Source organism: Terrisporobacter muris, from assembly GCF_024621905.1.
GTDB lineage: Bacteria > Bacillota > Clostridia > Peptostreptococcales > Peptostreptococcaceae > Terrisporobacter > Terrisporobacter muris.
The window spans coordinates 1-26,955 of record NZ_JANKBY010000017.1 but is presented as its reverse complement, the minus strand read 5'-3'; the positions used below and the strand labels follow the sequence as shown (position 1 = coordinate 26,955).

Sequence of the window (26,955 nt, the reverse complement as noted above, 5' to 3'; positions counted from 1 at the left end):
TTAGCAAAAATAACAATAATATACAAAAAACATATAAAAAAGGTGCAGGAGCAAATGTAAATAATTCATTTGCTGGATACGCTCCAGATGAATTAGAAAAAATCTTGTTAGAAAGTCAGAAAGGTAAGTTTTAAAAACTTAGGAGTAGCTTATTGCTAGTTACTCCTAGAAATGACAATGAAGGGGGACAAAATAAAATGAATTATACAAATTTAGAAATTAAAGATAAAACTAATGAAGAATTATTTAAAATAGCTCATGCTGGAAATAAAGAAGCAAGAGATTATCTTATAACTAGTAATATGAAACTAGTATATAAGATAGCAAATGAAACTAGAAATATTTTAAAGGAAGTTGATTTTGAATCTTTAGTTCAAGAAGGAAGCATTGGATTAGTGAAAGCAGTTGATAGATTTGAAGTAGAAAGAGAACTTAAATTTGGAACATATGCATCTTGGCTAATAAGAGGACAAATATATCAGTACTTAAGAGATCTTAACGAAATGAAGCCGTTTAGAGTAAGAAGAAGAGATAGAGACTTATACAAAAAAGCACTTGAATCTAGGTATGAATTACAACAAAAATTATTAAGAGAACCTACCTTAAAAGAAATTAGTGATTATATAGGAGTTGGAATAAAAGATTTAGGAAGTACTTTTAATTGTATGGAAGGTCATAAAAGCCTATATGAATCATATTATAAGGGCGAAGATGGAACGGATATGAAGCAAATTGATACAATAGAAAATCAAAATAACTTATCAGAAGAACAAATCTTAAATAGAGTGATTATTAAGGATAGATTAAAGAAGTTGAAAGATAAGCAAAGAAAAGTAATAGAGTTAAGATATTTTAATGATTTAACTCAAGAGCAAGTAGGAAAAGTATTAAATACGACTCAAGTAACAGTATCAAGATTAGAAAAGGCTGCATTAAACACTTTAAGAGAAATAATTTAGGAGTGAGCATATGAGGAGAATATTAGGAGGAAAAGAGAAGGCTTGTGGTTGTTGTGGTGGAACTGTAGTGTATTTACAAGTTAAAAGACTAGGAACAGTATCACAGTGTAGGGAATGCGGATCCATGACTAATGGAAGAGCAAAAGATGAATTTAAAATATATACTTATTCGGAGGATAGATAATGAGGATATTAATTAGTATGGGGTTATGCATGATTGGCTCACAAATAATAAAAAACACAGTAGTGATTAATGCTAGTAATATATATGAGCTAAGTATAGGTGTTATTTTGTACTATATGGCTGGATATATCATAAGGAGGTAAATATGAGAGAAATATTATTAAGATTTTGGGATAAAGAAAATAAGTCTATGGTATATCAAAACAAAGAGAGTTTATTTCCATTAAGTTATTACAAGATTGTATGTGATTGTTTTACCGACTTCGAATTTAGATTATTTAAATTAAAGAATAATACAATGAATTTTGAAGAAGTTGAGAGTGTAAAAATGCAATATACAGGACTTAAAGATATGAATGGTATAAAAATATACGAAAGTGATATTGTTGAATATGTAAATAAAGGTACTAAAGGCATAGGTAAAATTGTATATGGCTTATATGACAATGAACATCAGACAGATTTAGGGTATTATATACAATGGTTAAATCAAGAATATTGGAGAAATGATTTAGGGTACTGGAAAAAGAAAGGAATAGAAGTTAGAGGAAATATATATGAAAATTCAGAGTTATTGGAGGAGAAAAGATAATGACTAAGTTAAAAGCTAAAGTAATAAAAAATAGAAATAATAAATACAATGTACATGCTGAACTAGATGGACGATATATGCCTATTGGTAGAACTATAAATGAATTTGGTAAATATGAACTCTTAGAATGGAATACAGAAGAAGAAGCTATAAATCATATACTGGATGACAATAGGCTAGAATTAGTTGATTAAAGGGTGGAGTAAATGAAAGGTAAAAAGATTGAACAAGTGTTAATACTTGCTAATGTTTATATAGAGGAAGGTATGACTTACTCAGATGCAGTTAAGAAAGCAGAAATAGAAGTCAGTAAGTTAGAAAGGGAAAAATATGAAAGTAAAATTTAAGATACCTACAATTCCAGTAGCAAAACAAAGACCTAGACTTGGTAAATACGGATCAGTGTATACGCCAACTAAGACTAAAGTATTTGAAGAAATATGCAGACTAGCATATAGAAACAGATTTTATTTTGAAGATAAATATATATCTGTAAAAATACTATTTAAGTTTGAAATACCTAGTAGTTATTCTAAAAAGAAGAAACAACAGGCTCTAGAAGGTAAAATAAGACCTACAAAAGCAGATATTGATAACTATATCAAAAGTGTACTAGATGGACTGAATAGAGTTGCCTGGAGTGATGATAGATATATTTCTAGTATATGTGCAGAGAAAATATTTTCTGATAAATCGGAAATTATAGTTGAAATAGAGGATGTAGAGTGAGTGTTATGATTATGAAGTATAGAAAATTATATGAAAAGCATCATTTACAAAAATACAAAGATAAAAATGATAACAAAGTAGAAAACAGTATAAGTGAGATTGTAACACCTTCGGGAATATATTTAAAAGATAACTGGATTAAGTTAATTTATGATTATATGGATGAAAATAATGAAGGTTATATACTTGAAATGTTAATAGAATATGTAAAAAAAGAATGTGTATGGATTAATACAGATGATGATGCGAAGGATCTAGCATTAGATTTATACAGTAATAGAATTTGGGAAAAATCAACATGGGTAGGTTTTACAGAATTCAATATGAAATTAAAGAATTGCAATAGAATAGGTCAATTAAGTTTTTTATAAAGGAGATTAAATGAAACTATTTATTAATATAGTAATTGCTATTTTAGTACTTGATGTGTTGTTTACATTAGCAATGATTAGAACAGTATATAAAAAATAACAACTGAATAGAGAGTTAAACTATTATAGTATTAATTCTCTATTCTCAAATGAAAACTAAATAAAAATAAGGAGGACATCATGGATAAAAACTTAGAAAATAATAGCTTTAGATTTACTGAAAAACTTTTATATGAGTATAAGCATATGAAAAGCCATATAGAGCATTTGGAAAGTCTAAGAAAAGACATTAAATCAGATGGTAATGTAGCTATAAGAGCTATAACATATGAGGGAATAAAAGTTTCTCCTACATACAAAATATCAAATACAGTACTAGATGGAGTAATAGATCCAGTTAGTGTTATCCAAGAAATAGATATAAATATATATCATGAAAAAAGCCTAATTAAAAAAATTGATATAGCTATAAATAATCTAGACCCAATACGTAAAAATATAATAAAAGAAAGATATTGGAATAAAATAGGATGGACTATCATGTCGCAAGAATTACATTGTGATGAAAAAACTCTAAGAAAATATAAAAAACAAGCTGTAAAAAGTATTGCTATAGAATTGTTTGGTAGTAATGTTTTTAAAGAGGAAGAACCTAATCTATTTAATATGTTAGATATATAAATTGTAAATAAACAACTGGCTGGTTGACAAATAGACGATAAATTCCTATAATATTAGACAAGTATAAAGTTGTCTCAGAAGGAGGAGTTTATGTATATAGAAATGATGAAGATATTAGAAGAAGATTTAAATAAAGACTTACTAAAAGTAATACCATTAATTTTTTCAGATGCTATAAAAGTATATGAACAATTGATTAATGAAGAAAAAGACATTTTTTCAGGGGAATATTTTCAATCAATCAAAGGTAAATTGCTAGGATATATAATAAATAGAGCATTTGACCCTAAATTACTACCTTCAAATGTACCATTTAAGTCAGAAATAATTAAGCTAGCATTTAGTCAAAAAATACCGAAACTAGTTTTAAATAATACAGTATTAACAATATCAAAAGTGATGAGCAAGGAATTGTTACCTAGTAAATCAAAGTATAAACTTGAGTATGCAAAGGGAAATGATTTAATATGTAATCAATTTAAATTTAATTTAGATAAAGAACTTAATAAAAAAAGTACTCCATACTATGGAATAATAGCATATGAGTACAAGGATTATTTAAAAAGTTTAAATATTATAATACCAGATAGCGAATTTAAAAATATAATAAAAACTATAAATATACCTATAGTATATACATATGATGATATGGGTGAAGAAAACAAACCTATATTAAACATTGACAACTTAAAGGAAGTGATTTCACAAGACATTAAACTAAAGGTCATAGAATAGTTTGAGAGAGGGCTGAAAATGAACTTTAATAATTTTGACAATATTAATAATAATGACATTTTAGGATATAGAATTAAAGAAGCAAGAATAGCAAGAGGATACACAACTGATGAAGTTGCAAAAATTATTGGTGTAACTAAGCAATCAATTTCTAAGTATGAAAATAATAAAGCTAAAATATGTTTAGAAAATCTAATTAAATTGTCTAAAGAGTTAGATTTTCCTATAGAGTTTTTTATTAAAAAAAAAGAAAATTATAGGGAGTCAAATTATGAGAATCCTATTTTTTTTAGAAGTATGAGAAGTACCACAAAAAAAATAAAATATTCATTAGAACAAAACATACTATTTATTGAGGAAATCTATAATTATTTTTGTAAGTATATAGACTTTCCTAAATTTAATATCTGTAAGAATTTAAATGATGGCTATAAAATAGGTTGTTCTAATGAACATATAGAAAAAGTTGCATTAACTCTAAGAGAATATTGGGGATTGGGTTATGGACCTATAGCTAATATGACAAAAGTATTAGAGCGAAATGGAATAATAATAACTAGGTTTGACATAAAAACTCATAAGGTAGATGCATTTTCAAACATAACTTGCAGTGGAACACCAGTAATTGTTTTATCAAACGATAAGGAATCAGCTGTAAGGTCTAGAATGGATCTTGCTCATGAATTAGGACACATAATACTTCACTCCCAATTAAGTAAAAAAGAAATAGAAGAAAATTATAATACAATTGAAGATGAAGCTAAAAAGTTTGCAGGTGCATTTTTATTACCTGATAAAGAATTTTCCAATGATATATACAGTATAAATATAGATAATTTTGTATATTTAAAAAGAAAATGGAAAGTTTCGATAGCTGGTATGATTGTTAGGTCAAATCAGTTGAATTTAATAACAGATGATCAACAAACATATTTGTTTAAGAGAATTAGCGCAAAAAAATGGAGAATACAAGAGCCATTAGATGATATTATAGAGATTGAGAAGCCAAGTATATTAAGAGAAGCTATAGAGTTATTATTAGATAATCACGTTATATCAGCTAATGATTTAGTAAAAGGATTAGCATTTTCTACAAAAGAAATTGAAAAATTATGTTTTTTAGAAGATGATTATTTAGCAAGCAAAGAGAAGAATAAACAAAAATTTTACCTAAGAGTTATAAAGTGAAAGAGTTGAGATTGATATCGAAGCTCTTTTTTATTTTATAATAATATGATTTATATAAATTCCCGTTTTTGTACCGACATTAAAGTTGAAAATGTGATAATATAGTATCATAAGGAAAGTTAGTTATCCTTATTATACATTCTTTCACAGGCCAGGACTAACCTCCTGGTCACTGTACAAGTAAGAGTATTTAAATTGGTGCAATTCCAATAACTTGCGTAATATTTGGACTATAACGAAAAAAGAAATGAGAGATTTGGGAGTAGGGTAATACTCCTTGTCTAATTATTTTGGAAAAAGGCTAGGTTAACTTCTAGCCTTTTTTCATGTTCAAAAACTATATTATATAAATTTAAAAATAATTAAAAAAATATAAATAAAAAAGAAGGAAATCCTCGAATTAAGTAGAATTGTATACTTGAAAGAGAGGTGATACAAATGAAATATGTTTGGACTTGGAAAGGAAAATTCTTTGGTTATATAAATAATGGATATTTATTTACTAAAAGTGGTAAATGTGTAGGAGTATTAAGTGGGAAAGATATATATGGAAGAAATGGTAAATATATCGGAGAAGTTATGAATAACGATAGACTTATAACATGTAAATCTAAACGTAATTATAGTGGGCCTTCTGCTCCATATATTAATGGTGGAGCTTGTGGGACATATGGTAATTATTGTGCATATGGGATGTATGGAGGATATGAAGATTTTCCGGAACCAAATAGTTTTTAATTAAAGAACTCTAGAAATAGGGTTCTTTTTTATTATATAGAAACGGAGGTGAGTCCATGGCAAAGTCAAAGTATTTTACTCACGTTGAGCCTAAGCTTACATTGATTGAAGGATGGGCAAGAGATGGGCTCACCGATGAACAGATAGCCAAAAATTTAGGTGTAGCATATTCTACATTTAAAGAATATAAAAATAAGTATTCGGCCTTTTCGGCTACCCTAAAAAAGGGGAAAGAAATAGTAGACTATGAAGTAGAAAATGCTTTGCTAAAAAGAGCTTTAGGATATGAATACGATGAAATAACATATGAAAATGGAGAAGAAGTAAAAAGAGTAACTAAACAAGTTGCTCCAGATACTACGGCTCAAATATTCTGGTTAAAGAATAGAAGGCCAGACAAATGGAGAGATAAACAAGTTATTGAATCTAATAACACTGTAGAAGTTAAAAATCCGTTGGAAGGGCTAAGTACAGATGACTTAAAGAAGTTGATACGTGATGGATAGAGGAAAAATTAAATTAGAAGCTAAAAAAGAACTTGCAAGACGCGAGTTCTTTTATTTTTGCAATGCAATGGCTCCGGACTTTTATAAAGAAGATAGAGAATATATAGTTAAACTTTGTAATGAAATGCAAGATTTTTATTATAGTGATGATGATATACTGCTTATTAATATGCCACCTAGACATGGTAAAAGTAGAACAGCTTCTTTATTTACAGAATGGGTATTTGGTAAAAATATTCATGAAAAAGTAATGACAGGATCATATAATGAAACACTATCAACCACTTTTTCAAAAGCTGTAAGAAATGCAATTCAAGAACAAAAGGCTGATGAAGATATAATTGTTTATTCTGATATATTTCCTAAAACAAGAATAAAACGTGGTGATGGAGCTATGAGTCTTTGGGGACTTGAAGGAGCTTATAATAGTTATTTAGCAACATCACCAGGAGGAACAGCAACAGGATTTGGATGTTCTATTTTATTAGTTGATGATTTAATTAAAAATGCAGAAGAAGCTAATAATGAAAATGTGCTTGAAAAGCATTGGGATTGGTTTACAAATACTATGCTATCTCGTCTTGAAGAAGGTGGGAAAATCATAATTATAATGACTAGATGGGCTTCTATGGATTTAGCTGGTAGGGCGTTAGAACACTTTAAAGATAAAAAGTGTAGACAAATACTTATGAAAGCTGTACAAGACGATGGAAGTATGCTTTGTGAAGAAGTATTGTCAAAACAAAGTTATGAAATGAAAGTTAGAGCTATGGGAGAAGATATAGCACTAGCTAACTATCAACAAGAACCTATAGATGCTAAAAATAAGTTATATACTAGATTTAGTACATATGAAGAATTGCCACCATACTTTGAACAAATATTAAGTTATACAGATACCGCAGATGATGGAGAAGATAAACTTTGTACTATTGTAGGTGGTGTATATAAAGGTGAAGGATATGTATTAGATGTTTATTATAATGATGATCCAATGGAAGTTACAGAAAAAGAAGTACCTCATGTATTAATAAAAAATAATACTGATGTAGCTATAGTTGAAAGTAACAATGGCGGTAAAGGATTTGCTAGGAATATTAAAGTATCAATAGAAGAGTTAAAAGGAAGAACCATCGTTAAGTGGTTTTTTCAAGGTAAAAATAAAGAAGCTAGGATATTAACTCAAAGTAGTTGGGTTATGAATAAGCTTCATTTTCCTATAAATTGGAGAGAAAAATGGCCAGAGTATTATAAGGATATGAACAAATACCAAAGGAAGGGTAAAAATAAGCATGATGATGCACCTGATGCTACTACAGGATTAGCAGAAATAATGCAAGCATTTATAAGTAATACCTTAGATGAAAAGACAACAACTAAAAAAGAACGTAGGAAGGTGGTGAGAAGATAATGTCAAAGCAGCAAGTAAGAGTTAGAAAGATTATGGGAAATTCTATAGGGCAATCTAAACAAATTGATGATATATTCAATGAGTTTTATAGTCAAGGTTATATAATACAACCAGAAATGAATATTGAATCATTATCTAGAATAACTGAAAATAGTGACATATTATCAGTATGTATAGAAGCTTATAAAAATAATATAGTGGGTTTTGGGACTATATTAGATTATAACTTTGACTATAAAGAGGAAAAATCGAAAAATAAAATAGCCGATGAAGACTGGTCCAAATATGAATTATTTTTAAAGTACTGCAATTTTGATGAACGATTTACAGGAGTATTAAAGAAATTTATAGAGGATAGAGAACGTATAGGATATGGAACCATAGAGTGCATAGCTGATGAAACTGGAGAAATATCAGAACTTCAACATATACCTTCACACACTGTAAGGTTATGCAAAGAAAGTGATCCAATAGAAGTTGAAGAAGTTATAACTGACTCAAATGGTAATGAACGTAAAATTAAACGTTGGAAAAAGTTTAAGAAGTTTATCCAGATGGTAGGTTCTAAACAAGTTTACTTTAAAGAACTAGGAGATCCTCGTAAATTAAATAGATTTACTGGCGAGTATTTAAATGAATGTGAAGAAATAAATATAAATGATGAAGCTAATTCAATTATATTTGATAATATATATTGTCCTTATACTCCGTATGGATTACCTAGATATATAGGTGCTTTAGTAAAAATGATGGGCTCTAGAAGTGCTGATGAGCTTAATTTTAATTACTTTGAAGGCGGTAGGCATATACCTTTAGCTATAGTAGTTGAAAACGGACAACTTACACAAGATAGTATTGATTCGTTAGCTGGAGCTAAAGGTACAGAAGCACAACATAAGTACCTTATATTAGAAGCAGAAGCTTTTGATAATGAGTTTAGCATGGAAGATAGTAAATCTAATGTAAAAATACATTTTGAAAAGTTAGCAGAAATAATGCAAGATGATGCTTTATTCTTAGAATACCTAAAAGATAATAGGGATATAGTAAGGTCAAGTTTTAGATTGACACCTATTTATACAGGTGATACTCAAGACTTTAATAGAGCTACAGCTGAAACTGCTAAAAAAGTTACAGAAGAACAAACTTTTGAACCTCTTAGAGAAGATTTAGCAGATTTATTAAATAAAAAACTCATGAAAGAATTAAATATAAAATATGTTGAACTTAAATTTAAAGGACCAAAGACTACTGATGATACTGAAATAGCTAAAGCATTAACTCCTTATATAGCTGGTGGGGTTGCTACTCCAAATATGCTATTAGATAGTTTAAGTAAGTTATTAGGAAAAGAGTTTGAGCCAATAACAGATGAATGGGGAGATATACCTTTACAGGTTTATTTATCTAATAAAAATATAAATAATAAACAACAGGTTGAAGAGCAAAATCCTATCTCTAAAGCTTTTTATATGCAAGAAGTTATAAATCCATTAAAAGAGTTACAAAAGACTATAGAGGGTGCTTTAAATGGATAACTCAAAACTAAGTACAATTAATGGAATATTAAAAGACTTTATATATAAGAATGATGATAATAAAGAATGGATATACCAACTAAATCAATCTGATGAATGGCTAGAGATGGTATATGAAGCATTTTTAGAGTTTGAAGGTGAATTTAACAAGCTTCTTAAAATACAACAATCTAAAATTATAGATAGCATTGATAATGGTACAGTAACTAATGAGATATTACAACTTTACATAGATAATATAGAAAAACAACAGGCTCTATATGAGCAAGTAGTATATAAACACTTTATAAATATACTTAATCTAGTTAAGCAAGAAGTATTATCAAGCATAGGGCAAAGTAGTGTATCCATATCGTTTGATTTACTTAATGAAAAAGCACTTAAATTTTTAGAAGATAAAAAGATTAAGTTTGCCATAAAAGTAGCAGATACCACACATAAAGCTATTATAAATGAATTATCAGAAGGATTTGAAAAAGGCGAAGGTATACCGGAATTATCTAATAGAATTAAGAATATGCCTGAATTTGATATGAAAAGAGCTACAGTAGTTGCTAGAACGGAAATAATAAGTTCAAGTAATGCTGGAACACTACAAGGATATAAAGAGAGTGGAGTTGTTATAGGCAAAGAATGGAGTTCTACTAAAGATAAAAGAACTAGAGATCACCACAAAGAAGCTGAGGGGCAAAGAGTTAAGCTTGATGAACATTTTATAGTCGATGGTGATTTATTAGATTATCCTGGAGATAACTCATATAATGCAAAGGCGAGCAATGTTATTCAATGTAGATGTTCGTTAAAGCCTATATTAGAAGGTGAGGTGATATAATATGAAACAATTAGATGTTAAAATAGCTAAGCTAGATGAAGAAAATAGAATTGTAGAAGGAGTAGTTTATAGACCTTCAAAAGAATTTGATAACGAAGGTAATCCAATTGACTACATTGACAGCCATGGGGACTGGGCTACAGTAGAGGATGTTAAAAAAGCATCTCATAAATTTATGGAGAAGCTTATGAATACAGTTAATAAGGTTGGTGCTGGAGTTGATAAGCAACATAATGAAATAGGTGGATATGGATATGTGGTAGAAAATTATATAGCTAAATGTGATATACCTGAAATTGATGTTTTAAAAGATGACTGGGTGGCAGCAATAAAGGTTACTGATGATACAACTTGGAATGATATCAAGTTAGGTAATATAACTGGATTTAGCATAGGAGGGACTGCTATATATGTGGAAGGGGGTGAGAAATAAAATGCCAAGAATGAAAGATATAGATATAGACTTTATTAGCTTGGTTAATAAAGGAGCTAATAAGCAAACAGTAAAAATTTATAAAGCTGATGAAGAACCTGTAAATTCTGATGATGAAGAGTTTAGAGGTTTTTTTAATGTTCTAAAAAGCTTCTTCACAAAAGATAAACAACAGGTTAAGAAGAGTGAATACATAACTGATTTTAATACATTAGTAGGCGAAGCAGTTATGGAGCAAAGGATAAGAGATGCTAGGTGGGCATTAATGGATTCATTGGAGAATACTCTATCAGATTCTACCATAACAGATAAAGCTAGTCATATAGCTACTCAAATTGATGCGTTTAAAGGTTACATAATAAATACTGTTAGTACTGTTGGTATTCAAAAGTCATTAGAACAGATACAAGAAATCAAGAAAAGTGAGGGGGATGAAGATATGAAACCAGAAGATATAAAGAAAATGCTTGATGAAGCTTTAAGTCCTATAAAAGAGGATGTAAAAATTTTAAAAGGTGAAGAAGAGCCACCATTGGATAGTGAAGGTGGAGAACCACCTAAAGAACCTACTCAAGAAGAATTGATAGCTAAGGCTATAAAAGAAGCTACAGAACCATTAATTAATGAAATAGCAGATTTAAAAAAATCAAGAAGAGCTCCGCAATCGTTAGATACAGGAGCAGAAGGAAAAGAAATAAAAAAATCATACATAGGTGCTTTTGAAAGCATGTTTAATTAGGAGGTAAATATATGACTATAGCATTAACAAAATCAGAAATGATATCAAAATTACAGAAAGCTAATGCAGCATCAACTTTATTAGTAACAGATCAAGCTGAAGCTTTTATATTTGATATAATTCAAAACTCAAATACATTAAAAAAATTAAATGTACAGTATAAAGACCAAACAAGCGGCAATATAGAAGCTTTAGAAGCTCAAACTAGAAAAACAAGAAAGCATACGTATACTGCAGGTGATGTTCCAACAGGTAACTTTGATGCAAACAAAAGAGAAGTACCTTACAATGTTGTAAAAGTATTTCTAGATATGTGGCTATCTAATGATGATGTTTGGTACATATTAAGACAAAGAGGTCAAAATATGGAAACTGCATTAACATCTATGATGCAAGAAGCTTTTGCTTTAGATATGCAAGATTTATTATTCCAAGGAGATACGGCTGCTACTGGTGGAAGCGATGATGAATTCTTAAAAATATTAGATGGATTTGTTAAGAAAATGAAAAAATCCACAAAGAAATTAAATCTAGGAGCTAATTTACCTAGTCCAGATGATTTAATAAAATTAAAAAAATTAATCCCTTCTAAGTATTGGAATCATCCTAAGTTTAATTTCAATTGGATCATATCAGAAAATACTAAGTTAGATTTACAAAGAGCTATAATAGCTAGACCTACAGCATGGGCAGATAGTGTTATAGTTGATGGAGAACTTAAGAAACTATCAGGACTACCAGTCGAAATAGTTTCAACTTACCCAGATAATTTTATAGCTTTGACTCCATTATCTAACTTACAGCCAGTATTCACTAGAGATGTAAGATATAATATGACTTCTACGGGTGTAGAATGTGTTAAAAGAGATGCTACTTATCATATAGGATTTGCTTATTTAGATGCAGTAATAAATAATCCAGAATGTGTTGCTTGGATGGATTATACTGAGCCTGTAGGAAGTCTTGCAATGACTGAATAAATGAAGTTAAGAAAAACGGTAGACGATGAAATATTAAAGGATGAAGCATTAGTCGCTTTAACTAGAGAATATTTTGATAGAAAAAATGCAGAGGAATCTAAAGAATCAGAAGAAAGTAAAGAAACAAAGTCTAAAGCTAATAAAAAGGATAAATAAATATGAACAATATTCTTAATGAAGTAAAAATATCGCTAGGGTTAAGCTCGTCTGATAAGGATGAGCTTTTAAATTCTTTAATACAAAGAAGTTCACAACAGGTTAAGAATTACATAAAAGAAAATAGTGTACCTCAAGAGCTTGGATATATAGTTACTGAACTAGTTATATCTAGATATAATCGAATAGGTAGTGAAGGACTTAGTAGCGAAAATAGTGATGGAGTAAGCTTTTCTTATAATAATAATTTACTAGATAATTTTAAAGTAGATTTAGATAGATATATTGCAAATAGAGAATCTCAATTAGATAAGGTCAAGGTGAGATTAATATGAGGTTTAATACTCAAGTTGGTTTATATGAAGTTAGTAAAAAAGGTGATGGTCAAGGTGGACGTATAGAGAATAAGTCTCTTTATAAGTCTATTTACTGTAATTTATCTTTACTTAGTTTAGAAAAACAAATACAAGTATTTGGAGTTGCTAATCATGAATCTTTAAATCTTACAACTATGGATATCATAGATATTGATAATTTCTATGTGTTGATTGAAGGTAAATACTATAAGCCTATGCATAAACCTAAAAAAATTAAAAATAAAACTTATGTGACTTTAGATAGGTTAGATCATGCAGATTAAAGTTAATGTAAATAACATAAAAGAATTAGTAACTTATATAAGAGGCTACCAAGAACATGTAATTACTAATACAGATAAATCTAGAAAAAAACATGCTTATATGATTGAATCAAAAGCAAAAGATGAAGTTGCTGTAGATACTTCTAGATTAAAAACTAGTATTAATACAAAACATGAAGGTAACGCATCTTTTGTAGGAACTAATGTCGTTTATGCTAGGGCTAGAGAATATGGTTCTAAAGCCTATATTATAAAACCTAAAAAAGCAAAATTTCTAAGGTTTAGAGGTAGGGATGGTAATTGGGTATTTGTTAAGAAAGTTAATTACCCTGCTGGTAAAGGAAAGAAACCATATCTGATACCATCTTTTGAAGAAGTGACTCCAAAGTTTGAAAGTGATATAGAAAGGATACTTTCTAGTTATGCTAAATAGTTTACAAACAACTATATATCAACACTTGTCTATTAAAGGATTTGAGGTAGTTGATATTATAGATGAAAATATAAAAATGCCTTATATCAAATTAGGCAATGTGAAACATACAGATAAGATACTAAGGACAGGTGAGACAATTCATTATATTACATGGGATTTATCTTACTGGTATGATGGAAGTAATAAAGGAAGAAAAGAAATAAATAGTAAATACATGGATATTTACAATAGTTTATATGAACTTTTATATAAAGAAGCTGGAGAGTATTTAATTTCAGACTGTGAGTTAAGTAATGATGGTGATAATGGCATTACAGAACACTACATAGATGAAAATACGATACTTTACCAAGCTTCTATTAAATTTAATTTTGTATTACAAAGGAAGTGATTTTAAATGCCAAGAACAAGAAGTGCTGATGTGCTTATTATGATTGGAGGAAAACCAATTGCAGGTCAAAGTGGAGCATCTTTTGAAGCTTCAAACGAGTTTGAGGAATTTGTAGATAGAGTAGAATCTGCTCAGGGTCAATGCATGACTTCAAGAGAATTAAATGGACAAGATTTTTCAATAGATATGAATGCTGTAGCTAATTTATCAGATAAAAGCGATGAAGGGGTATTTGCTACACTTTGGGATGCATGGCAAGGAGCAAAAGATTTAACTGTAAAGCTAGTAGTAAAGAAATCGAGTTATGCTGGATTAGAATCTGCTACAAGCAACGTAGACGATTTATTAGAAGCTACTATGAAAATAGAAACTTTTTCAGGGGATTTTGAAGATGGTTTAGCTGGACTTGAAATATCATTAGTTGTTAATGGTTCTGTATCAAGGGCAAAAGCATCATTACCATCAAGTGAGAGAGAATAGAATACTTAAATAAAGGGTGAAATTAAACAATAAAAGGTGAGATTAAACTATTCTCGCCTTTTTATTTTGCAAAAATTAAATGTTAAGGAGATCTAATATGAAAACAATAGTTAAAAAATACAGCGACAAAGAATACATAATGAAACTTGGAGCAAGACAAAAGAAGTTATATTCTGATTTAACAAATAAACCTATTTTAACAGATGAAGAGCCTACATACTCTGATATATTAACACTTGTTAGATGTGCAATATCTTTTTCTAATAAGTTTATAAGTGAAGATGAGGTATTGAACTTAGCTGATGAAATAGGAGATAAGGAGTTATACGCATTATATGGAGACCTATTAAAAGCAATGATACAAGAATTTGACGATAATCGAGGAACTATACCCTCTAAATAGAGGTTACATAGATTGGAACAAATGCATTAAGTATTATGTCATAGAAAATCAAGTACCCTTGGATGTGTTTTGGAACAGTGATTTTTACGAACTTTCTATTTATGTAGAACAGTATAAGGAGAAGCTAGAAGGCATTAAAGTGGCTGTTGCTTACGGCTATGTAAGTGCGAAAAAAGGCAAAATTCTGAACATATTTAAAAAGAAAAAGTCAAGAAAAGAAATGGAGAAGATGAAAGAGGACTTAAAGAAAAAATTCAATCTCTGAAAGGAGGTGGATAAATGGCTGATAAAGAGTTTAACGTCAAGATTAGTGCCGAAACTGACGATTTTAGCAATTCTCTTGATAAAGCTGAAAAGGATTCATCAAATTTCGCTGATACACTTGAAAATGATGTTTCTAAAGGTGTTAAATCTGCTGAAGAATCATTAAGCGAAATTATAGAAGAGTTAAAGAGCTTGCAAAAAGAAGCAATTGGAATAACTGGAGATATAAAAGGTTTGTCTAGCTCTATGGATGAAACTTCTTCTTCTGCTAATTCTTTAGGTGATAATGTTGGTAAAATTGATTCTGATATAGAAAATGTAAAACGTAGTATTAAAGAATTAAGAGATGAGTTAAAAGGACTGCAAAGAGATGCGCTTGGTGCTAATGCTTCTATTAATGGCATAGGTGGTAGTTTTTCTAATGGGTATAAGCAAAATAAAAAATTCAATAAGGAAATGCAAAGATTATCAATGATTCTTGGAGGAGATGTTCCTGAAAGCACTAAAAAGGCTTATTCGGAAATGTATAGACTTCACGAAGAAGCTCGTAAAGCATCAAGATATTATGGAAAGTATTCTCAACAAGCAATGAATGCTAGAGATGCTATAACTAAATTTGCTTTGGGGCTTGATGATACGACTTTTAAACAAATATATATGAGAAGCCAACTAGGACTAACAGACCAACAACTAAGGCAACAAGCTAACAGCATAAAGTTAAATGCTAGAATGACTAAGCTCATGGGAAATCAAACGAAGATACTTACAGAAAGAATGAAAGGGTTAGCTAAGCATGGTATTAAACCTGAGATGATGCTTCCGCCATCTACTATAGGTCAATTCCAGTTATTAAATGAAACAATGGAAGCTGGTAGATCACCATTAAACGGATTATCTTTAGGATATAGAAAACTTGGTGGTAGTGTTGAAAAAGTTATAAAAAATTATTCTGCACAAAAAGTAGCTATAAGAGCAGCACAAGGTGATATGGTTAAGTACGGTTTGTTACTTAGAGGAATAACTGCTGCTAATATGAACATGGCTATGGCTTTTCCTATTGTTGGTATGGCAGCTTCATTTGCATATAAGGCAATGTTTAGTGCAGCACTGGAAGCTGATAAAGGATTGAAAAAATTAGCTGAAACAACTAAAGGGAAAGTGTTAAAAGCATTAGAACCTCTTATACAAACAGCAGGGCAATTTTTAAAAGTAGCTCTTGAAGTTGTTGGAGTAGTTTCGGATTGGATATCTAAATTCAATGAAGCACATCCTGTAATAGCTAAAATATTAAGTGTTATAGGTTTTTTATTACCAGCTATGACGTTATTACTGCTACCATTGCAAATGGGTGTTGGACTTTGGAATGGATGGATGGTTGCGCTTAATGGTGTTTGGACTATGTTCGGTGGAGTTGTAACAATGATAGGAACAGCATCAGCTACTTTCTTAACATTTGCTGGAATTATAGCGGCTGTAGCTGGAGCATTTATATATTTATGGAATACTAACGAAACTTTCAAAAATGACTGTATAGTTATTTGGGAGACTATAAAGACAATAATTAGTACAGCTTTAGAGTTTATAAAAGTAATTATCCAAACTGGACTAGAGGCCATAAAACAATTTTGGGATACTCATGGTGAAAGTATTAATAACTCTATAAATATGGCATATCAATTTATAAGAAATATTATAGTTACAGCTTTAGAGTTTATAAAAAGCATTATAAATCTAGTTTTAGCTGATATAAAAGCATGGTGGGACAAACATGGCGAAGATATAAAACAAGCTATAAAAATAGCTTATAGTTTTATAAAAGATATTATTAAATCTTACTTAGATGCTATATCTATATTTATTAATACGTTTATAAAAAATGTCAAATCATGGTGGAATAAATACGCAAAAGATATACAATCTGCAACAAAGACTGCATGGAATCTTATTAAAACTTTAATCAAATCAGCTTTAGATATAATACAGTCTATAATAGTAGCAATAACATCAGCTATACGAGGTGACTGGGATGGATTCTGGAATGCTATTGGAAATATAGTAAAGACAATATGGAATACAATAAAAAGTGTTGTAAAAGCTGGTATAAATTCTATTCCTAAAATAATTTCAGCTGCAAAAGGACTTGTTATAAGTGCTATAAAAGGAGTTCTAAATGGAGCTTTAAATGCTGCAAAGTCATTCGGAAGTAAACTTCTTCAAGTAGGAAAAGATTTAATTAAAGGATTATCAAATGGTATAAAGTCAGGAGCTAGTTGGGTGGTTAAATCTATTACTGGCGCTGTTAAAGGAGCTATAAATGCAGGTAAGAAGTTATTAGGTATAAATTCTCCATCAAAACTATTCAGGCAATTTGGTGAATGGACTACAGAAGGATATGAAATAGGGGTTAAGAGAGGAGAGCCTTCTTCAACTAGAGCAGTAGAAGACTTTGCTAATAACTCTATAAATGCTTTCACTGATAATTCAGATATATTAGATAACAGAAGTGTAAATGAAAGTGTTATATCTAATAATAATACTAATAATCTTATAGATTATAATAAAATGTATGAAGTTATGATTAATGCTTTTTCAAAAGCTATAGAAAACACAGGTATGAATGACCCTAAGATTAGTGTAGATGGAAGGGAATTAACCAATATCATGTCTCCTAAGATAGCAAGAACTGCTAGGGGGTGGTAAAATATGAGTGTATTAATTAATAGTACTAATTTAAATAGTGAATATAATTGTAAAGTTATAGAGTTTAATGCAGATGCAACTAAGTTTGGTAATATGGGTAATTACTGGCCAAAGAAAGCATTAGAAGGGATTAGAGTAAATTCTAGGGTTCATACATTTAGGAACTTAGAATTAACTATTCACTTTTATGGTGGAGAGGTTGCAGAAGATAATATTATAAAGTTTATAGAACATTCTTCTAGCTGCACTTTTAAATATAAAAATAAGAACTATGATGTATCAATTAAAGAAGATGATAATAAACCTATAGTCTTAAATTCTAATACAACGAAGATTACTCTAAGTTATGATATATTAAATGTTTATAAAGACACAAAAACAGTCACTACCTGCAATAGTGACACTATAAATATTAATAGTCCTAAGGAATGTTATGCTAATTTAGAATTAACTTCAACAACAAGTATAATAAGTTATACAATAACTATTAATGAGACTAAGATAGTAGTACACAATATCAAAGCAAATGAAACAGTTTATATAGGTTCTGGCAAAGTTGTAGCAGGAGGAAAATCTAAAATAAATGATGTTGATATGTTTGAGTTTCCTATATTAAAACCAGGAGTTAATAATATAACTGTAGATAGAGATGATGTTAATTTAAAAATAAAATACAATGAAAGATGGTAGGACCTATAGGGTTCTTTTTTTATACTCAAAATTAAAAGGAGAAAGTATTATGGAAAATATATCAAATGAAGAATTAAAAAAAGAAATAGAACTGCTTAAATTAGAAGTAAATGCATTAAACGCGAAAGTTACAACAATACTTTCTGAAAATAAATCTAATATATCTATACCTAAAAATGGTATAGAGTTAAATAATATTATAGCTGATTTTAATAAAGATAATATTAGTAAATTTTCGCAAAAATGTAATGAGATAAAAATAGAAGTTGATAGTAATACTCTAGCAAAAGCAATGATAAACACTATAAAAACAGGAAAGGTAGGTAAATAATAATGAACTTAACTATTAGAAAAATATTAAATGATACAAACGTTTTAGTAGCGATATCTCAAAAGCAATTACCAATTAAAGTATCATATGCAATATCAAAGAATATTAAGAAATTAGAAAAAGAGCTTAAAATATATGATGAGGAAAGACAAAAATTAATAGACAAATACTGTATTAAAGACAAAGAAGGAAATAATGTGATTGATGAAAATAATAATCTAAAAATATCTGATGAACATCTTAAAGCTTGGAATAAAGAAATAAATGAGCTATTAGATATAGAAGTTGATATTGATATACATAAGTTTAATTTAGATTCTTTAACATGTGGGAATTATGATATGACACCTGCAGAATTAATGATAATTGATTATATGATAGAAGAATAACTAGAAAGTAGGTAAGAACATATGTTGAAATTATATAATAAAGAACATAAGGCTATTGGTGTTCTTACTAATTTAAAAGATTATAAAATTGAATATGTTTTAAGTGGAGAGGACCTATTAGAGTTCTCTCTTTCTATTTGCGATGAAAATATACATTTAGTTGAAGAAGAAGGATATGTAAGAAATAAAAATAATGAGTATGTAATTAAAGCAATAGATCCTACAGATAGTTTTAAACGATTTACTTGTAATGTAAATGTTGAAGATATTGTTGGAAAAGCTATAGCTAATTTTGATACCTCTAATAATACTATTACAGATACAATAAGATTAGCTATAGCTGGAACTGGATGGATATTAGCAGATAATAATATTACTAAAAGGCGTACAATTAGACTTAAAAATACTAATGCTTTAGAAGTACTTAGAGAAGTTAGGAAAGTATTTAGAGTAGATTTTAGGTTTGATGCTATTAATAAGAAAATATATGTATATGAAAAATTTGGAAGCGATAAAGGGGTTTATTTTAGTGATGAATTAAACTTAAAATCTTTTTCAATTCCAAGTGATACATATGACTATGCAACTAGAATATACCCTTATGGGAAAGATGAATTAAATATATCTATTATAAATGGTGGTAAGGAGTACATAGATAACTTCCAATATTCAAGTAAAATAATTGAGACAATATGGGAAGATAACAGATATACAGATGTAAATAGTTTAAAAGAAGATGCAGAAGCTAAACTAGATGAGCTATCTAAACCTAAAAGATCATATCAAGCTGATATAGTAGATTTAGCAAAACAAAGTGCAGAATACAAGTTCTTAGATTTTTTCTTAGGAGATACTATAACTTTATTATCTAAGCAAGAAAAATTTAGAGACAAACAAAGAATAGTTAAGTATATTGAGTACCCTAAGAGTCCTACTCAAAACACCTGTGAATTAGGAAATACAACTCTTACCTTTGAAGACTTACAAAAAGAAAATGAAGCTAAGAATAGCACTGTAGATAACATTACTAGCGATAACGGAACTGTAGATGGAAGTAAAGTTGATGATATTAAAAGTAAACAGATATCAGACTTAGAGGTTGAGGTAGCTAAGATTACTAACTTAACTGTTATAAATGCTGATATAACTAACTTAAAAGCTCAAAATGTTACTATTACAGGCAAACTAAATGCAATAGAGGGTGAGTTTGGAACATTAAAAGCTAATGTAGGAGTTATAGATAAACTTACTGTAACTCATAGTGCATTAATAAATGATTTACAAGCAAATAAAGCTGATATAACTGACTTTACAGCAACTAATATAAAGTTTGATGTAGCAAGTGGTAAAACATTAGATTTACAAACACTTCTAAGTAAATTTGTAACTGGTGAAAATGGACAGTTTATAAACATATCATCTAGTAATAGTGTAATAGCAAATGCAACTATTAAAAATGCTATGATAGAAAGTTTAAGTGTAGATAAATTATTAGCTGGAAGAATATCTACAAATAAATTTACAGTAACTAGTGATGATGGTGGAATAGAAATTGTAGGAGCTACACAACAATTTAAAGATAAAAATAATAAAGTTAGAATTCAGATGGGACAAGATACTCAAGGTAATTTTAACTTTATTTTACGTGGAGAAGATGGCATTACAACTCTTATAGATCATACTGGAATAAAAGAAAAAGCTATAGCTGATGATTTAATAAAAGAGAATATGGTTGCAGCAGATGCAATAGGAGAAAAGCAAATTAATTATTCTTCTCTTATCACTGGATTAAATAAAGATGATAATACAAGTTTAATTAAAGCATCTAAAGTAGCAATAGATTTAACTGGGCAAAGTTTAGAAGTAAGTTTTAATAGACTTAAATCTAATGTAGATGGACTTGATAATAAGATAGAGTCCAACACAACAGCTATTACAGTTGCTCAAGGAAAGATAGAAGGATTAATATCTGAAAACTCTATTATAAAAGGTGATGTAACAACTATAAGTGATAAATATACTTCTTTAAAAGCTACAGTAGATGGAATAAGTACAACAGTGGCAAGCAATACAAGTAGTATAGGAACAATAAATACTAATATAAGTGGTTTAAGTGGAAAAGTTGCTACAGTAGAAAACAAATATGCTAGTTTAAGTCAAGATTTAAGTGGATTTAAAACTACAGTAGGAAATACATATTCAACTAAATCAGAGCTAAGTAATCTTAGTGACACAGTATCTAGTATAAATTCTAGAGTAAGTACAGCAGAAAGTAGCATAACTCAATTAAATAATAAGATAGCTTTAAAAGTTGAATCTACTGATATAACAGAAGCTATTAATAATATTCAAATAGGTGTAAGAAACATTGTCAAAGATACTGGAACACCTAAGTCTATTGTTAGTACAGGTGCGACTAATATAACAGGTGCTCGCTATAATTTAACTGTACCATACCTCACTGATATAAAGGATAAGGAATTAATAGTCGTATTTGATTGGAAATATGAGGGTGAGAATCCTAGTGGAACATTTTATATGCAAACTGGGGAACCACAATATGGCCCGGTGACAAGTAGGGAGCCAATAAGTCCAACAAATACCAGTGGAAGCATAAAGAAAATATGGAAACCAACTATGGAAAAAGACACGAAGATAGTGTATATGAGAACCGACAATATGGTTGGGACACTCACTATATCTAATCTTAGAATCTATTTTGGAACTATGGATATAGGATGGACACCAGCTCCTGAAGATATTCAGGAACAGATAGATGCTAATAAAACTGAAATATCTACTACTAAATCAAATATGGCAACAATAGAAACTAATCTATCTAGTATTACAAGTAGAGTTTCTACAGTAGAGAATAAGCAAACTACAGTAGATGGGAAAGTTACTGCATTAGAAACTTGGAAGAAGAGTGCTGAGGTAAAAATAACTGATAGCGCTATAGTATCTACTGTAACTAAGTCTACCGCATACAAAAATGATTTGAATGGAAAAGTTAGTTACAACAACATAATATCTAGTATTAATCAGACGTCAGAAACGATAAAAATAGATGCAAGTAAAATAAACCTTAATGGTTATGTTACTATGACAAATTTGAATACGCCAGGTCAAACAGTGATTGATGGTGAAAATATAAAGACTAACACTATATTAGCAGAGAAAATTGCAATCGGAGATTTTACTAACTATGTAGTGATACCTACCAATTCAACTTTTACAGGAACTAGTGGAAGTACAGAAGGTTACGAGGTATGTTCAATTAAAGGAAGTGAAAAATATAATCATGCCAATATTAGTAACAAGTTATATGGTATAAATGGTGGAGATAAATTCAGAGTCAAAGCTATGATAAAATCTGATACTGTAGGTTCTAGGTTAGATATAACTTGTTGTTGGAGAAATGCAAATAATGAGATAGTATCTTCTAGTACAATATATGGAACTGTATCTAGTGCTAATACTTGGACTGAAATAAATGAGATTATAACTGTGCCTTCTAGACCTAGTGGTGCTTCTTATGTTAGATTTAAAATAAACATCCAAGCAGAACAATATCGTAGAATATATGTCGAAAGACTTAATATAACTAGAATGTATAGTGGAGAGTTAATAGTTGATGGTTCTATAACTTCAATTAAATTGTCTGCTGACGCAATAGATGGTAGAACCATTAAAGGTGCAATAATTGTTGGTGGAGAGTTAAGAGGTAGTAGCAACTTTTTCACATCACCAGATTCTAACTCAGTGGATGGATATGCATTTAGAATTTATTCTACAGGAGAACTTCATAGTAATAACTTAATATTAACAAGTATAGGTAATAATTATTCTAGGTTAGAGTCTAGCGGTGTTATATCATGCTCAAAACAAGTAAATTCTCCAGCTATTATATCTAGTGGTCAATCTTTATGGTTAGGTATAAGGGGTGTAACTCCTGGTAGTGAGTCGAATTTTAACTTTGAGTTAACTCAACAAGCTGATAAAACTGTATATTTTAGACCTGGATATAACGGACAGGCTGTGCTAGGTCATAGTGCAAAAATGTTTAATAAAGTGTATTCAGTAAATGGTGTTTCGAGTTCTAGTGATAGAACTTTAAAAGAGAATATAAGATATCTAAGTACTACAGCAAATCCTAACTGTAGACTAGCAACTGATATAACCGAGTTAGATTTATACAACTTTGTTAAAAATGATTTAGTTACAGCAATATTTAACTTTATAGGTGATGATAAACAGCACATAGGATTTATTGCACAAGACTTACTTTATAATGCAGATGGAACAGATAACAGAATAGGTCAAATTATTGTAAATAAGCCAGATGATGAAAGAAGTCCACTTAGTTACAATGAGAAAATTTATGTAAATGTGCTAGCAGGAGCATTAAGGTATGCAATAAATGAAATAGAAAACTTAAAAAATAAAATAGATAAATTAAAGAAAGGAGCATAATATGGATGAATTACACTTAAGAGATACATTAGAAAGGCATGAAAAAAGACTCAATGGGCACTCCGAAAGAATTGATAAATTAGAAAAAAATCAAGCTAAGACGGATGTGAAAATTGAGAACTTATGTAATAGTTTAGAAAAATTAACAGGAACATTAAATAAGCTAACTTATGTACTTATAACTACATTAGTTGGCTTTTTTATTTGGTCAATACAACAAAATTTATTTTAATTAGGAGGTAATATTATGGATTTAAATTTTTTAAGTGATTATGTAGTTTTGGTAATTGTAGGTATATGTGTTTGCGTAGGCTATGTTTTAAAGAATAGCTTTACTTCATTGGATAATAAGTATATACCACTAATAATGGCATTATTAGGATGTGCATTAAATATATGGATAGTTGGTGGAATTAGTCCAGATGTTATTCTAGGAGGTATGTTTAGTGGTTTATCAAGTACAGGTTTACATCAAATATTTAAAAATTTAATACAAGGTAAGTAACTTAATTTATTAAAGTAACTTTGCTTAGATCATGGGAAGTTACTTTTTATTTTATAAAAATATAAATAAAGGAAGGTAAATAAAATGGAAAAAATAAAAAATCATGTTTTAGTAAATGGAATTAAAGTAAATAAAGCTACAGTAGTATCTGATTCACTATTAAAGGCAGGAAGTTGCATTCCTGGAAGTAAAATAACACCAACATCAATAACTTTTCATCAAACTGATTGTTATGATGTAGATGCACCAAGAATGGCATTAGCACTAAAAAATGCTAATAATGATCCTTATGCAGGAACAAGTAAATCTAATTACAGAAAGGCCTCATGGCATATTACTGTAGGGCATAATAAAATCATTCAAAATATTCCTTTAAATTGGAAAGCATATGCTCAAGGATGTACATCTGGAAATAATACTTCTATAAGTATAGAAATGTGTATGTACAATGATAAGGCTAAGCAATATAATACTTATCTTAATGCTATAGCTTTATTTAAATTATTAAAGACTGAATATAAATCTTCTCTTGTAGCTAAAGCTCATTATGACTGGACTGAGAAGAATTGCCCTAGTTGGTTAAGAGCTGGAAAATTTGGCTATAGCTGGACTTGGTTTAAAAATAAACTTGTAGAAAAAGATACCGTAAAAGTAGAATACAAACAATTAAAAAATGGTGATTACAATAAAAAAGCTAAGGTTGTTTGTGATAGCTTAAATGTTAGAAAAAGTAGACCTAATTCAAAAGGTGATTTAGGAGCTATAGATTTTAGTCTTAAAAAGGGCGAAATAGTAACTCTTGGATATGTACATAATGGTTGGGGTTCAATTTGGCACGAAGGAGAAAGTGGTTTTGTAAATACTAGTAATAAATACATAGAATTAATATAAAAATAAAAGTGCTAGGGTAATTAATTTTACTCTAGCACTTTTTTATTATTTCTATTTTAAGTTTTCCTAGTCTTTATAAATTATAATCGATTTTCAATCTATTATAATAACAGTTCTTAATATGTTTCTACAAATACTTCGAAGTATCCCTGAGGATGTATACATGTTGGACATACCTTAGGTGCTTCTTCACCTTCATGTATGTGACCACAGTTCAAACACTTCCATAGTACTTTTTCATCTTTCTTAAATACTTTTCCTTCTTCTATATTTTTAGCTAATTTATTATATCTAGCTTCATGTCTTTTTTCTACTTCACTTATTCTTTCAAAAGTTATAGCAATAGCCTCAAATCCTTCCTCTCTTGCTATTTTTGCGAATTCAGGATATAATTCTGTCCATTCTTCATTTTCACCAGCAGCAGCAGCTTTTAAGTTTGCCATAGTATCTTCATGGAATGATACTGGATATGATGCATTTATTTCTATCATTTCATCTACAAAATCTTCTTTTAAATATTTATAAAATTTTTTAGCATGTTCTTTTTCTTGTTCTGCTGTTTCCATAAATATATTTGATATTTGTACATATCCTTGCTTCTTTGCTATACTTGCATAATATGTATATCTTGTTCTTGCTTGACTTTCTCCTGCAAAGGATTTCATTAAATTTTCGGCTGTTCTAGTTCCTTTTAAACTTCTCATATAGACCCCCTATAAGCTTATTTCATTTTGTATACTAACATATTTTACCATAATTGTAAACTATTAATTTATGCTTTTGTTCATTTAATTTTATATTGATTTTGCCTTGAAAAATCTTTTATTTTTTAAAGAAATGTTATATTATCTTATTTTTACCTATTTCTTTTTCCTCATTTCCATATTTTAATTATACCGCTCTAAGTTGATAGAACTGAGCCTTTTATAAAAATTAAGTTACTTTTTGGAATTATATATAATTATACAGTTATAATAGAACTGGTAATCAGTTTGCTGGTGTAACCACCTTACATTTATCAGCAGTTTGCAAAGCATCCACTATTCTAAGTATTTCAGGAATATTTCTTCCAGTAGTAAGCGGATAATAAAGTATAGTTCTTAGAACTTGTTTATCATCTATGATAAAAACAGTTCTTACAGTTGATGTAGAACTCATTGAATCTGAAATCATGCCATATTGTTTTGCTATTTTCATATCTCGATCTTCAATAATTGGGAAAGGTATAGTTATTCCTGTAATTTGTAAAATATTATATACCCATGCTAAATGAGAAGCATTGCTATCAACACTAAGTCCTAACAATTTAGTATTTCTTTTATCAAATTCTGGAGCTAAGTTTGTAAAAGCTATAAATTCAGTAGTACATACAGGAGTAAAATCTCCTGGATGAGAGAAAAGTACTACCCATTTGCCAGCATAATCAGAAAGTTCTATTGATCCAAAAGTGGTATTGGCCTTGAAATTAGGGGCTTTTTCTCCTAAGTTTGGAAGACATGTCATAAAAATCACCTCGTTAAAAAGAATTATATATCTATTTATTTTATTAATTATTAAGATTTAATGTTACTAATTTAATCTATTTACAGA

Annotated in this window: 36 protein-coding genes; 34 read left to right on the top strand and 2 right to left on the bottom strand. The window is 29.2% G+C overall.

Translation table 11 applies throughout. The annotated features are described in order from the left end of the window. The first annotated feature begins 197 nt into the window (after window positions 1-197). From NSA58_RS02920 to NSA58_RS02755, 34 genes are all read left to right on the top strand, one after another. Window positions 198-959 carry a sigma-70 family RNA polymerase sigma factor gene (locus NSA58_RS02920; protein ID WP_257560047.1) on the top strand — a complete coding sequence of 254 codons (762 nt, stop codon included), beginning with the start codon at window positions 198-200 and terminating at the stop codon, window positions 957-959. Window positions 960-969: 10 nt separating this feature from the next. Then, complete coding sequence (locus NSA58_RS02915) at window positions 970-1,143, top strand: hypothetical protein (protein WP_257560046.1); 174 nt, start codon at window positions 970-972, stop codon at window positions 1,141-1,143. Further along, window positions 1,143-1,286, top strand: coding sequence for a hypothetical protein (locus NSA58_RS02910; RefSeq protein ID WP_257560045.1), 144 nt, complete (start codon window positions 1,143-1,145; stop codon window positions 1,284-1,286). Before NSA58_RS02915 ends, NSA58_RS02910 begins: the two co-directional genes overlap by 1 nt. Window positions 1,287-1,288: 2 nt before the next feature. Next, window positions 1,289-1,735, top strand: coding sequence for a YopX family protein (locus NSA58_RS02905; protein ID WP_257560044.1), 447 nt, complete (start codon window positions 1,289-1,291; stop codon window positions 1,733-1,735). Continuing rightward, complete coding sequence (locus tag NSA58_RS02900; RefSeq protein ID WP_257560042.1) at window positions 1,735-1,929, top strand: hypothetical protein; 195 nt, start codon at window positions 1,735-1,737, stop codon at window positions 1,927-1,929. Before NSA58_RS02905 ends, NSA58_RS02900 begins: the two co-directional genes overlap by 1 nt. A 12-nt stretch (window positions 1,930-1,941) precedes the next feature. Then, window positions 1,942-2,082 (top strand): hypothetical protein, encoded by a 141-nt coding sequence (locus NSA58_RS02895; RefSeq protein ID WP_257560041.1) that lies wholly within the window; start codon window positions 1,942-1,944, stop codon window positions 2,080-2,082. Continuing rightward, window positions 2,066-2,464 carry a RusA family crossover junction endodeoxyribonuclease gene (locus NSA58_RS02890; RefSeq protein ID WP_257560040.1) on the top strand — a complete coding sequence of 133 codons (399 nt, stop codon included), beginning with the start codon at window positions 2,066-2,068 and terminating at the stop codon, window positions 2,462-2,464. Before NSA58_RS02895 ends, NSA58_RS02890 begins: the two co-directional genes overlap by 17 nt. Then, a complete protein-coding gene (locus tag NSA58_RS02885) occupies window positions 2,461-2,835 on the top strand; it encodes a hypothetical protein (RefSeq protein WP_257560039.1) in 375 nt (124 codons plus the stop codon). The genes NSA58_RS02890 and NSA58_RS02885 overlap by 4 nt, the downstream gene beginning before the upstream one ends. Window positions 2,836-3,015: 180 nt before the next feature. After that, on the top strand, window positions 3,016-3,516 hold the full coding sequence (locus tag NSA58_RS02880) for a hypothetical protein (RefSeq protein WP_257560038.1): 501 nt from the start codon (window positions 3,016-3,018) through the stop codon (window positions 3,514-3,516). 90 nt (window positions 3,517-3,606) lie between these two features. Further along, on the top strand, window positions 3,607-4,251 hold the full coding sequence (locus NSA58_RS02875) for a hypothetical protein (protein ID WP_074078692.1): 645 nt from the start codon (window positions 3,607-3,609) through the stop codon (window positions 4,249-4,251). An 18-nt stretch (window positions 4,252-4,269) separates the two neighbouring features. After that, window positions 4,270-5,439 carry a helix-turn-helix domain-containing protein gene (locus NSA58_RS02870; RefSeq protein ID WP_257560037.1) on the top strand — a complete coding sequence of 390 codons (1,170 nt, stop codon included), beginning with the start codon at window positions 4,270-4,272 and terminating at the stop codon, window positions 5,437-5,439. A gap of 438 nt (window positions 5,440-5,877) precedes the next feature. Beyond that, window positions 5,878-6,177 (top strand): 4-fold beta flower protein, encoded by a 300-nt coding sequence (locus tag NSA58_RS02865; protein ID WP_257560036.1) that lies wholly within the window; start codon window positions 5,878-5,880, stop codon window positions 6,175-6,177. 56 nt (window positions 6,178-6,233) lie between these two features. Next, on the top strand, window positions 6,234-6,683 hold the full coding sequence (locus NSA58_RS02860; RefSeq protein ID WP_257560035.1) for a helix-turn-helix domain-containing protein: 450 nt from the start codon (window positions 6,234-6,236) through the stop codon (window positions 6,681-6,683). Continuing rightward, a complete protein-coding gene (terL, locus tag NSA58_RS02855; RefSeq protein ID WP_257560034.1) occupies window positions 6,676-8,094 on the top strand; it encodes a phage terminase large subunit in 1,419 nt (472 codons plus the stop codon). Before NSA58_RS02860 ends, terL begins: the two co-directional genes overlap by 8 nt. Beyond that, complete coding sequence (locus NSA58_RS02850; RefSeq protein WP_257560033.1) at window positions 8,094-9,632, top strand: phage portal protein; 1,539 nt, start codon at window positions 8,094-8,096, stop codon at window positions 9,630-9,632. Before terL ends, NSA58_RS02850 begins: the two co-directional genes overlap by 1 nt. Continuing rightward, window positions 9,625-10,464, top strand: coding sequence for a phage head morphogenesis protein (locus NSA58_RS02845; protein ID WP_257560032.1), 840 nt, complete (start codon window positions 9,625-9,627; stop codon window positions 10,462-10,464). Before NSA58_RS02850 ends, NSA58_RS02845 begins: the two co-directional genes overlap by 8 nt. A 1-nt stretch (window position 10,465) precedes the next feature. Then, the gene (locus NSA58_RS02840; protein WP_257560031.1) at window positions 10,466-10,897 is read left to right on the top strand and encodes an XkdF-like putative serine protease domain-containing protein; all 432 of its coding nucleotides are present in this window, start codon (window positions 10,466-10,468) and stop codon (window positions 10,895-10,897) included. Between the two features lies 1 nt (window position 10,898). Then, window positions 10,899-11,636: a hypothetical protein gene (locus tag NSA58_RS02835; RefSeq protein ID WP_257560030.1), complete on the top strand. Its 738-nt coding sequence runs from the start codon at window positions 10,899-10,901 to the stop codon at window positions 11,634-11,636. Window positions 11,637-11,647: 11 nt separating this feature from the next. Next, window positions 11,648-12,616: a phage major capsid protein gene (locus tag NSA58_RS02830; RefSeq protein ID WP_257560029.1), complete on the top strand. Its 969-nt coding sequence runs from the start codon at window positions 11,648-11,650 to the stop codon at window positions 12,614-12,616. Continuing rightward, on the top strand, window positions 12,617-12,772 hold the full coding sequence (locus NSA58_RS02825) for a hypothetical protein (RefSeq protein ID WP_257560028.1): 156 nt from the start codon (window positions 12,617-12,619) through the stop codon (window positions 12,770-12,772). Between the two features lie 2 nt (window positions 12,773-12,774). Continuing rightward, the gene (locus NSA58_RS02820; RefSeq protein WP_257560027.1) at window positions 12,775-13,107 is read left to right on the top strand and encodes a phage head-tail connector protein; all 333 of its coding nucleotides are present in this window, start codon (window positions 12,775-12,777) and stop codon (window positions 13,105-13,107) included. Continuing rightward, window positions 13,104-13,412: a hypothetical protein gene (locus NSA58_RS02815; protein WP_257560026.1), complete on the top strand. Its 309-nt coding sequence runs from the start codon at window positions 13,104-13,106 to the stop codon at window positions 13,410-13,412. Before NSA58_RS02820 ends, NSA58_RS02815 begins: the two co-directional genes overlap by 4 nt. Then, entirely contained in the window at window positions 13,402-13,845 is a 444-nt protein-coding gene (locus NSA58_RS02810) for a phage virion morphogenesis protein (RefSeq protein ID WP_257560025.1), read from the top strand. The genes NSA58_RS02815 and NSA58_RS02810 overlap by 11 nt, the downstream gene beginning before the upstream one ends. Beyond that, window positions 13,835-14,239 carry a hypothetical protein gene (locus NSA58_RS02805; protein WP_257560024.1) on the top strand — a complete coding sequence of 135 codons (405 nt, stop codon included), beginning with the start codon at window positions 13,835-13,837 and terminating at the stop codon, window positions 14,237-14,239. Before NSA58_RS02810 ends, NSA58_RS02805 begins: the two co-directional genes overlap by 11 nt. A 6-nt stretch (window positions 14,240-14,245) precedes the next feature. Beyond that, window positions 14,246-14,719: a hypothetical protein gene (locus NSA58_RS02800; RefSeq protein WP_257560023.1), complete on the top strand. Its 474-nt coding sequence runs from the start codon at window positions 14,246-14,248 to the stop codon at window positions 14,717-14,719. A gap of 97 nt (window positions 14,720-14,816) precedes the next feature. Beyond that, window positions 14,817-15,122, top strand: coding sequence for a hypothetical protein (locus NSA58_RS02795; protein ID WP_257560022.1), 306 nt, complete (start codon window positions 14,817-14,819; stop codon window positions 15,120-15,122). 279 nt (window positions 15,123-15,401) lie between these two features. Continuing rightward, window positions 15,402-18,086, top strand: coding sequence for a phage tail protein (locus tag NSA58_RS02790; RefSeq protein WP_257560021.1), 2,685 nt, complete (start codon window positions 15,402-15,404; stop codon window positions 18,084-18,086). A 3-nt stretch (window positions 18,087-18,089) separates the two neighbouring features. Next, entirely contained in the window at window positions 18,090-18,776 is a 687-nt protein-coding gene (locus tag NSA58_RS02785) for a phage distal tail protein (RefSeq protein WP_257560020.1), read from the top strand. Window positions 18,777-18,825: 49 nt separating this feature from the next. Continuing rightward, complete coding sequence (locus tag NSA58_RS02780) at window positions 18,826-19,107, top strand: hypothetical protein (protein ID WP_257560019.1); 282 nt, start codon at window positions 18,826-18,828, stop codon at window positions 19,105-19,107. 2 nt (window positions 19,108-19,109) lie between these two features. After that, window positions 19,110-19,496, top strand: coding sequence for a DUF1617 family protein (locus tag NSA58_RS02775; RefSeq protein WP_257560018.1), 387 nt, complete (start codon window positions 19,110-19,112; stop codon window positions 19,494-19,496). 21 nt (window positions 19,497-19,517) lie between these two features. Continuing rightward, complete coding sequence (locus NSA58_RS02770) at window positions 19,518-23,969, top strand: phage tail spike protein (protein ID WP_257560016.1); 4,452 nt, start codon at window positions 19,518-19,520, stop codon at window positions 23,967-23,969. Between the two features lies 1 nt (window position 23,970). Then, window positions 23,971-24,201 carry a hemolysin XhlA family protein gene (locus NSA58_RS02765; protein WP_257560015.1) on the top strand — a complete coding sequence of 77 codons (231 nt, stop codon included), beginning with the start codon at window positions 23,971-23,973 and terminating at the stop codon, window positions 24,199-24,201. 15 nt (window positions 24,202-24,216) lie between these two features. Beyond that, window positions 24,217-24,474, top strand: coding sequence for a phage holin family protein (locus tag NSA58_RS02760; RefSeq protein WP_257560014.1), 258 nt, complete (start codon window positions 24,217-24,219; stop codon window positions 24,472-24,474). A gap of 84 nt (window positions 24,475-24,558) precedes the next feature. Beyond that, on the top strand, window positions 24,559-25,365 hold the full coding sequence (locus NSA58_RS02755; RefSeq protein ID WP_074078718.1) for a peptidoglycan recognition protein family protein: 807 nt from the start codon (window positions 24,559-24,561) through the stop codon (window positions 25,363-25,365). 116 nt (window positions 25,366-25,481) lie between these two features. On the opposite strand, the gene rbr is transcribed toward NSA58_RS02755, so the two are convergent. Next, complete coding sequence (rbr, locus tag NSA58_RS02750; protein ID WP_074078719.1) at window positions 25,482-26,069, bottom strand: rubrerythrin; 588 nt, start codon at window positions 26,067-26,069, stop codon at window positions 25,482-25,484. A 283-nt stretch (window positions 26,070-26,352) separates the two neighbouring features. Beyond that, the gene (locus NSA58_RS02745) at window positions 26,353-26,868 is read right to left on the bottom strand and encodes a peroxiredoxin (protein ID WP_074078720.1); all 516 of its coding nucleotides are present in this window, start codon (window positions 26,866-26,868) and stop codon (window positions 26,353-26,355) included. Window positions 26,869-26,955: the final 87 nt, after the last annotated feature.

Bases quoted from the DNA above. Each gene is read 5' to 3' on its own strand.
- NSA58_RS02880 (WP_257560038.1), top strand. From the start codon at position 3,016: ATGGATAAAAACTTAGAAAATAATAGCTTTAGATTTACTGAAAAACTT.
- NSA58_RS02870 (WP_257560037.1), top strand. From the start codon at position 4,270: ATGAACTTTAATAATTTTGACAATATTAATAATAATGACATTTTAGGA.
- NSA58_RS02860 (WP_257560035.1), top strand. From the start codon at position 6,234: ATGGCAAAGTCAAAGTATTTTACTCACGTTGAGCCTAAGCTTACATTG.
- NSA58_RS02890 (WP_257560040.1), top strand. From the start codon at position 2,066: ATGAAAGTAAAATTTAAGATACCTACAATTCCAGTAGCAAAACAAAGA.
- NSA58_RS02755 (WP_074078718.1), top strand. From the start codon at position 24,559: ATGGAAAAAATAAAAAATCATGTTTTAGTAAATGGAATTAAAGTAAAT.
- NSA58_RS02810 (WP_257560025.1), top strand. From the start codon at position 13,402: ATGCAGATTAAAGTTAATGTAAATAACATAAAAGAATTAGTAACTTAT.
- NSA58_RS02795 (WP_257560022.1), top strand. From the start codon at position 14,817: ATGAAAACAATAGTTAAAAAATACAGCGACAAAGAATACATAATGAAA.
- NSA58_RS02915 (WP_257560046.1), top strand. From the start codon at position 970: ATGAGGAGAATATTAGGAGGAAAAGAGAAGGCTTGTGGTTGTTGTGGT.
- NSA58_RS02900 (WP_257560042.1), top strand. From the start codon at position 1,735: ATGACTAAGTTAAAAGCTAAAGTAATAAAAAATAGAAATAATAAATAC.
- NSA58_RS02875 (WP_074078692.1), top strand. From the start codon at position 3,607: ATGTATATAGAAATGATGAAGATATTAGAAGAAGATTTAAATAAAGAC.
- NSA58_RS02815 (WP_257560026.1), top strand. From the start codon at position 13,104: ATGAGGTTTAATACTCAAGTTGGTTTATATGAAGTTAGTAAAAAAGGT.
- NSA58_RS02805 (WP_257560024.1), top strand. From the start codon at position 13,835: ATGCTAAATAGTTTACAAACAACTATATATCAACACTTGTCTATTAAA.
- NSA58_RS02840 (WP_257560031.1), top strand. From the start codon at position 10,466: ATGAAACAATTAGATGTTAAAATAGCTAAGCTAGATGAAGAAAATAGA.
- NSA58_RS02775 (WP_257560018.1), top strand. From the start codon at position 19,110: ATGAACTTAACTATTAGAAAAATATTAAATGATACAAACGTTTTAGTA.
- NSA58_RS02800 (WP_257560023.1), top strand. From the start codon at position 14,246: ATGCCAAGAACAAGAAGTGCTGATGTGCTTATTATGATTGGAGGAAAA.
- rbr (WP_074078719.1), bottom strand. From the start codon at position 26,069: ATGAGAAGTTTAAAAGGAACTAGAACAGCCGAAAATTTAATGAAATCC.
- NSA58_RS02820 (WP_257560027.1), top strand. From the start codon at position 12,775: ATGAACAATATTCTTAATGAAGTAAAAATATCGCTAGGGTTAAGCTCG.
- NSA58_RS02920 (WP_257560047.1), top strand. From the start codon at position 198: ATGAATTATACAAATTTAGAAATTAAAGATAAAACTAATGAAGAATTA.
- NSA58_RS02760 (WP_257560014.1), top strand. From the start codon at position 24,217: ATGGATTTAAATTTTTTAAGTGATTATGTAGTTTTGGTAATTGTAGGT.
- NSA58_RS02765 (WP_257560015.1), top strand. From the start codon at position 23,971: ATGGATGAATTACACTTAAGAGATACATTAGAAAGGCATGAAAAAAGA.
- NSA58_RS02825 (WP_257560028.1), top strand. From the start codon at position 12,617: ATGAAGTTAAGAAAAACGGTAGACGATGAAATATTAAAGGATGAAGCA.
- NSA58_RS02835 (WP_257560030.1), top strand. From the start codon at position 10,899: ATGCCAAGAATGAAAGATATAGATATAGACTTTATTAGCTTGGTTAAT.
- NSA58_RS02785 (WP_257560020.1), top strand. From the start codon at position 18,090: ATGAGTGTATTAATTAATAGTACTAATTTAAATAGTGAATATAATTGT.
- NSA58_RS02770 (WP_257560016.1), top strand. From the start codon at position 19,518: ATGTTGAAATTATATAATAAAGAACATAAGGCTATTGGTGTTCTTACT.
- NSA58_RS02850 (WP_257560033.1), top strand. From the start codon at position 8,094: ATGTCAAAGCAGCAAGTAAGAGTTAGAAAGATTATGGGAAATTCTATA.
- NSA58_RS02905 (WP_257560044.1), top strand. From the start codon at position 1,289: ATGAGAGAAATATTATTAAGATTTTGGGATAAAGAAAATAAGTCTATG.
- NSA58_RS02790 (WP_257560021.1), top strand. From the start codon at position 15,402: ATGGCTGATAAAGAGTTTAACGTCAAGATTAGTGCCGAAACTGACGAT.
- NSA58_RS02895 (WP_257560041.1), top strand. From the start codon at position 1,942: ATGAAAGGTAAAAAGATTGAACAAGTGTTAATACTTGCTAATGTTTAT.
- NSA58_RS02780 (WP_257560019.1), top strand. From the start codon at position 18,826: ATGGAAAATATATCAAATGAAGAATTAAAAAAAGAAATAGAACTGCTT.
- NSA58_RS02910 (WP_257560045.1), top strand. From the start codon at position 1,143: ATGAGGATATTAATTAGTATGGGGTTATGCATGATTGGCTCACAAATA.
- NSA58_RS02830 (WP_257560029.1), top strand. From the start codon at position 11,648: ATGACTATAGCATTAACAAAATCAGAAATGATATCAAAATTACAGAAA.
- NSA58_RS02845 (WP_257560032.1), top strand. From the start codon at position 9,625: ATGGATAACTCAAAACTAAGTACAATTAATGGAATATTAAAAGACTTT.
- terL (WP_257560034.1), top strand. From the start codon at position 6,676: ATGGATAGAGGAAAAATTAAATTAGAAGCTAAAAAAGAACTTGCAAGA.
- NSA58_RS02745 (WP_074078720.1), bottom strand. From the start codon at position 26,868: ATGACATGTCTTCCAAACTTAGGAGAAAAAGCCCCTAATTTCAAGGCC.
- NSA58_RS02865 (WP_257560036.1), top strand. From the start codon at position 5,878: ATGAAATATGTTTGGACTTGGAAAGGAAAATTCTTTGGTTATATAAAT.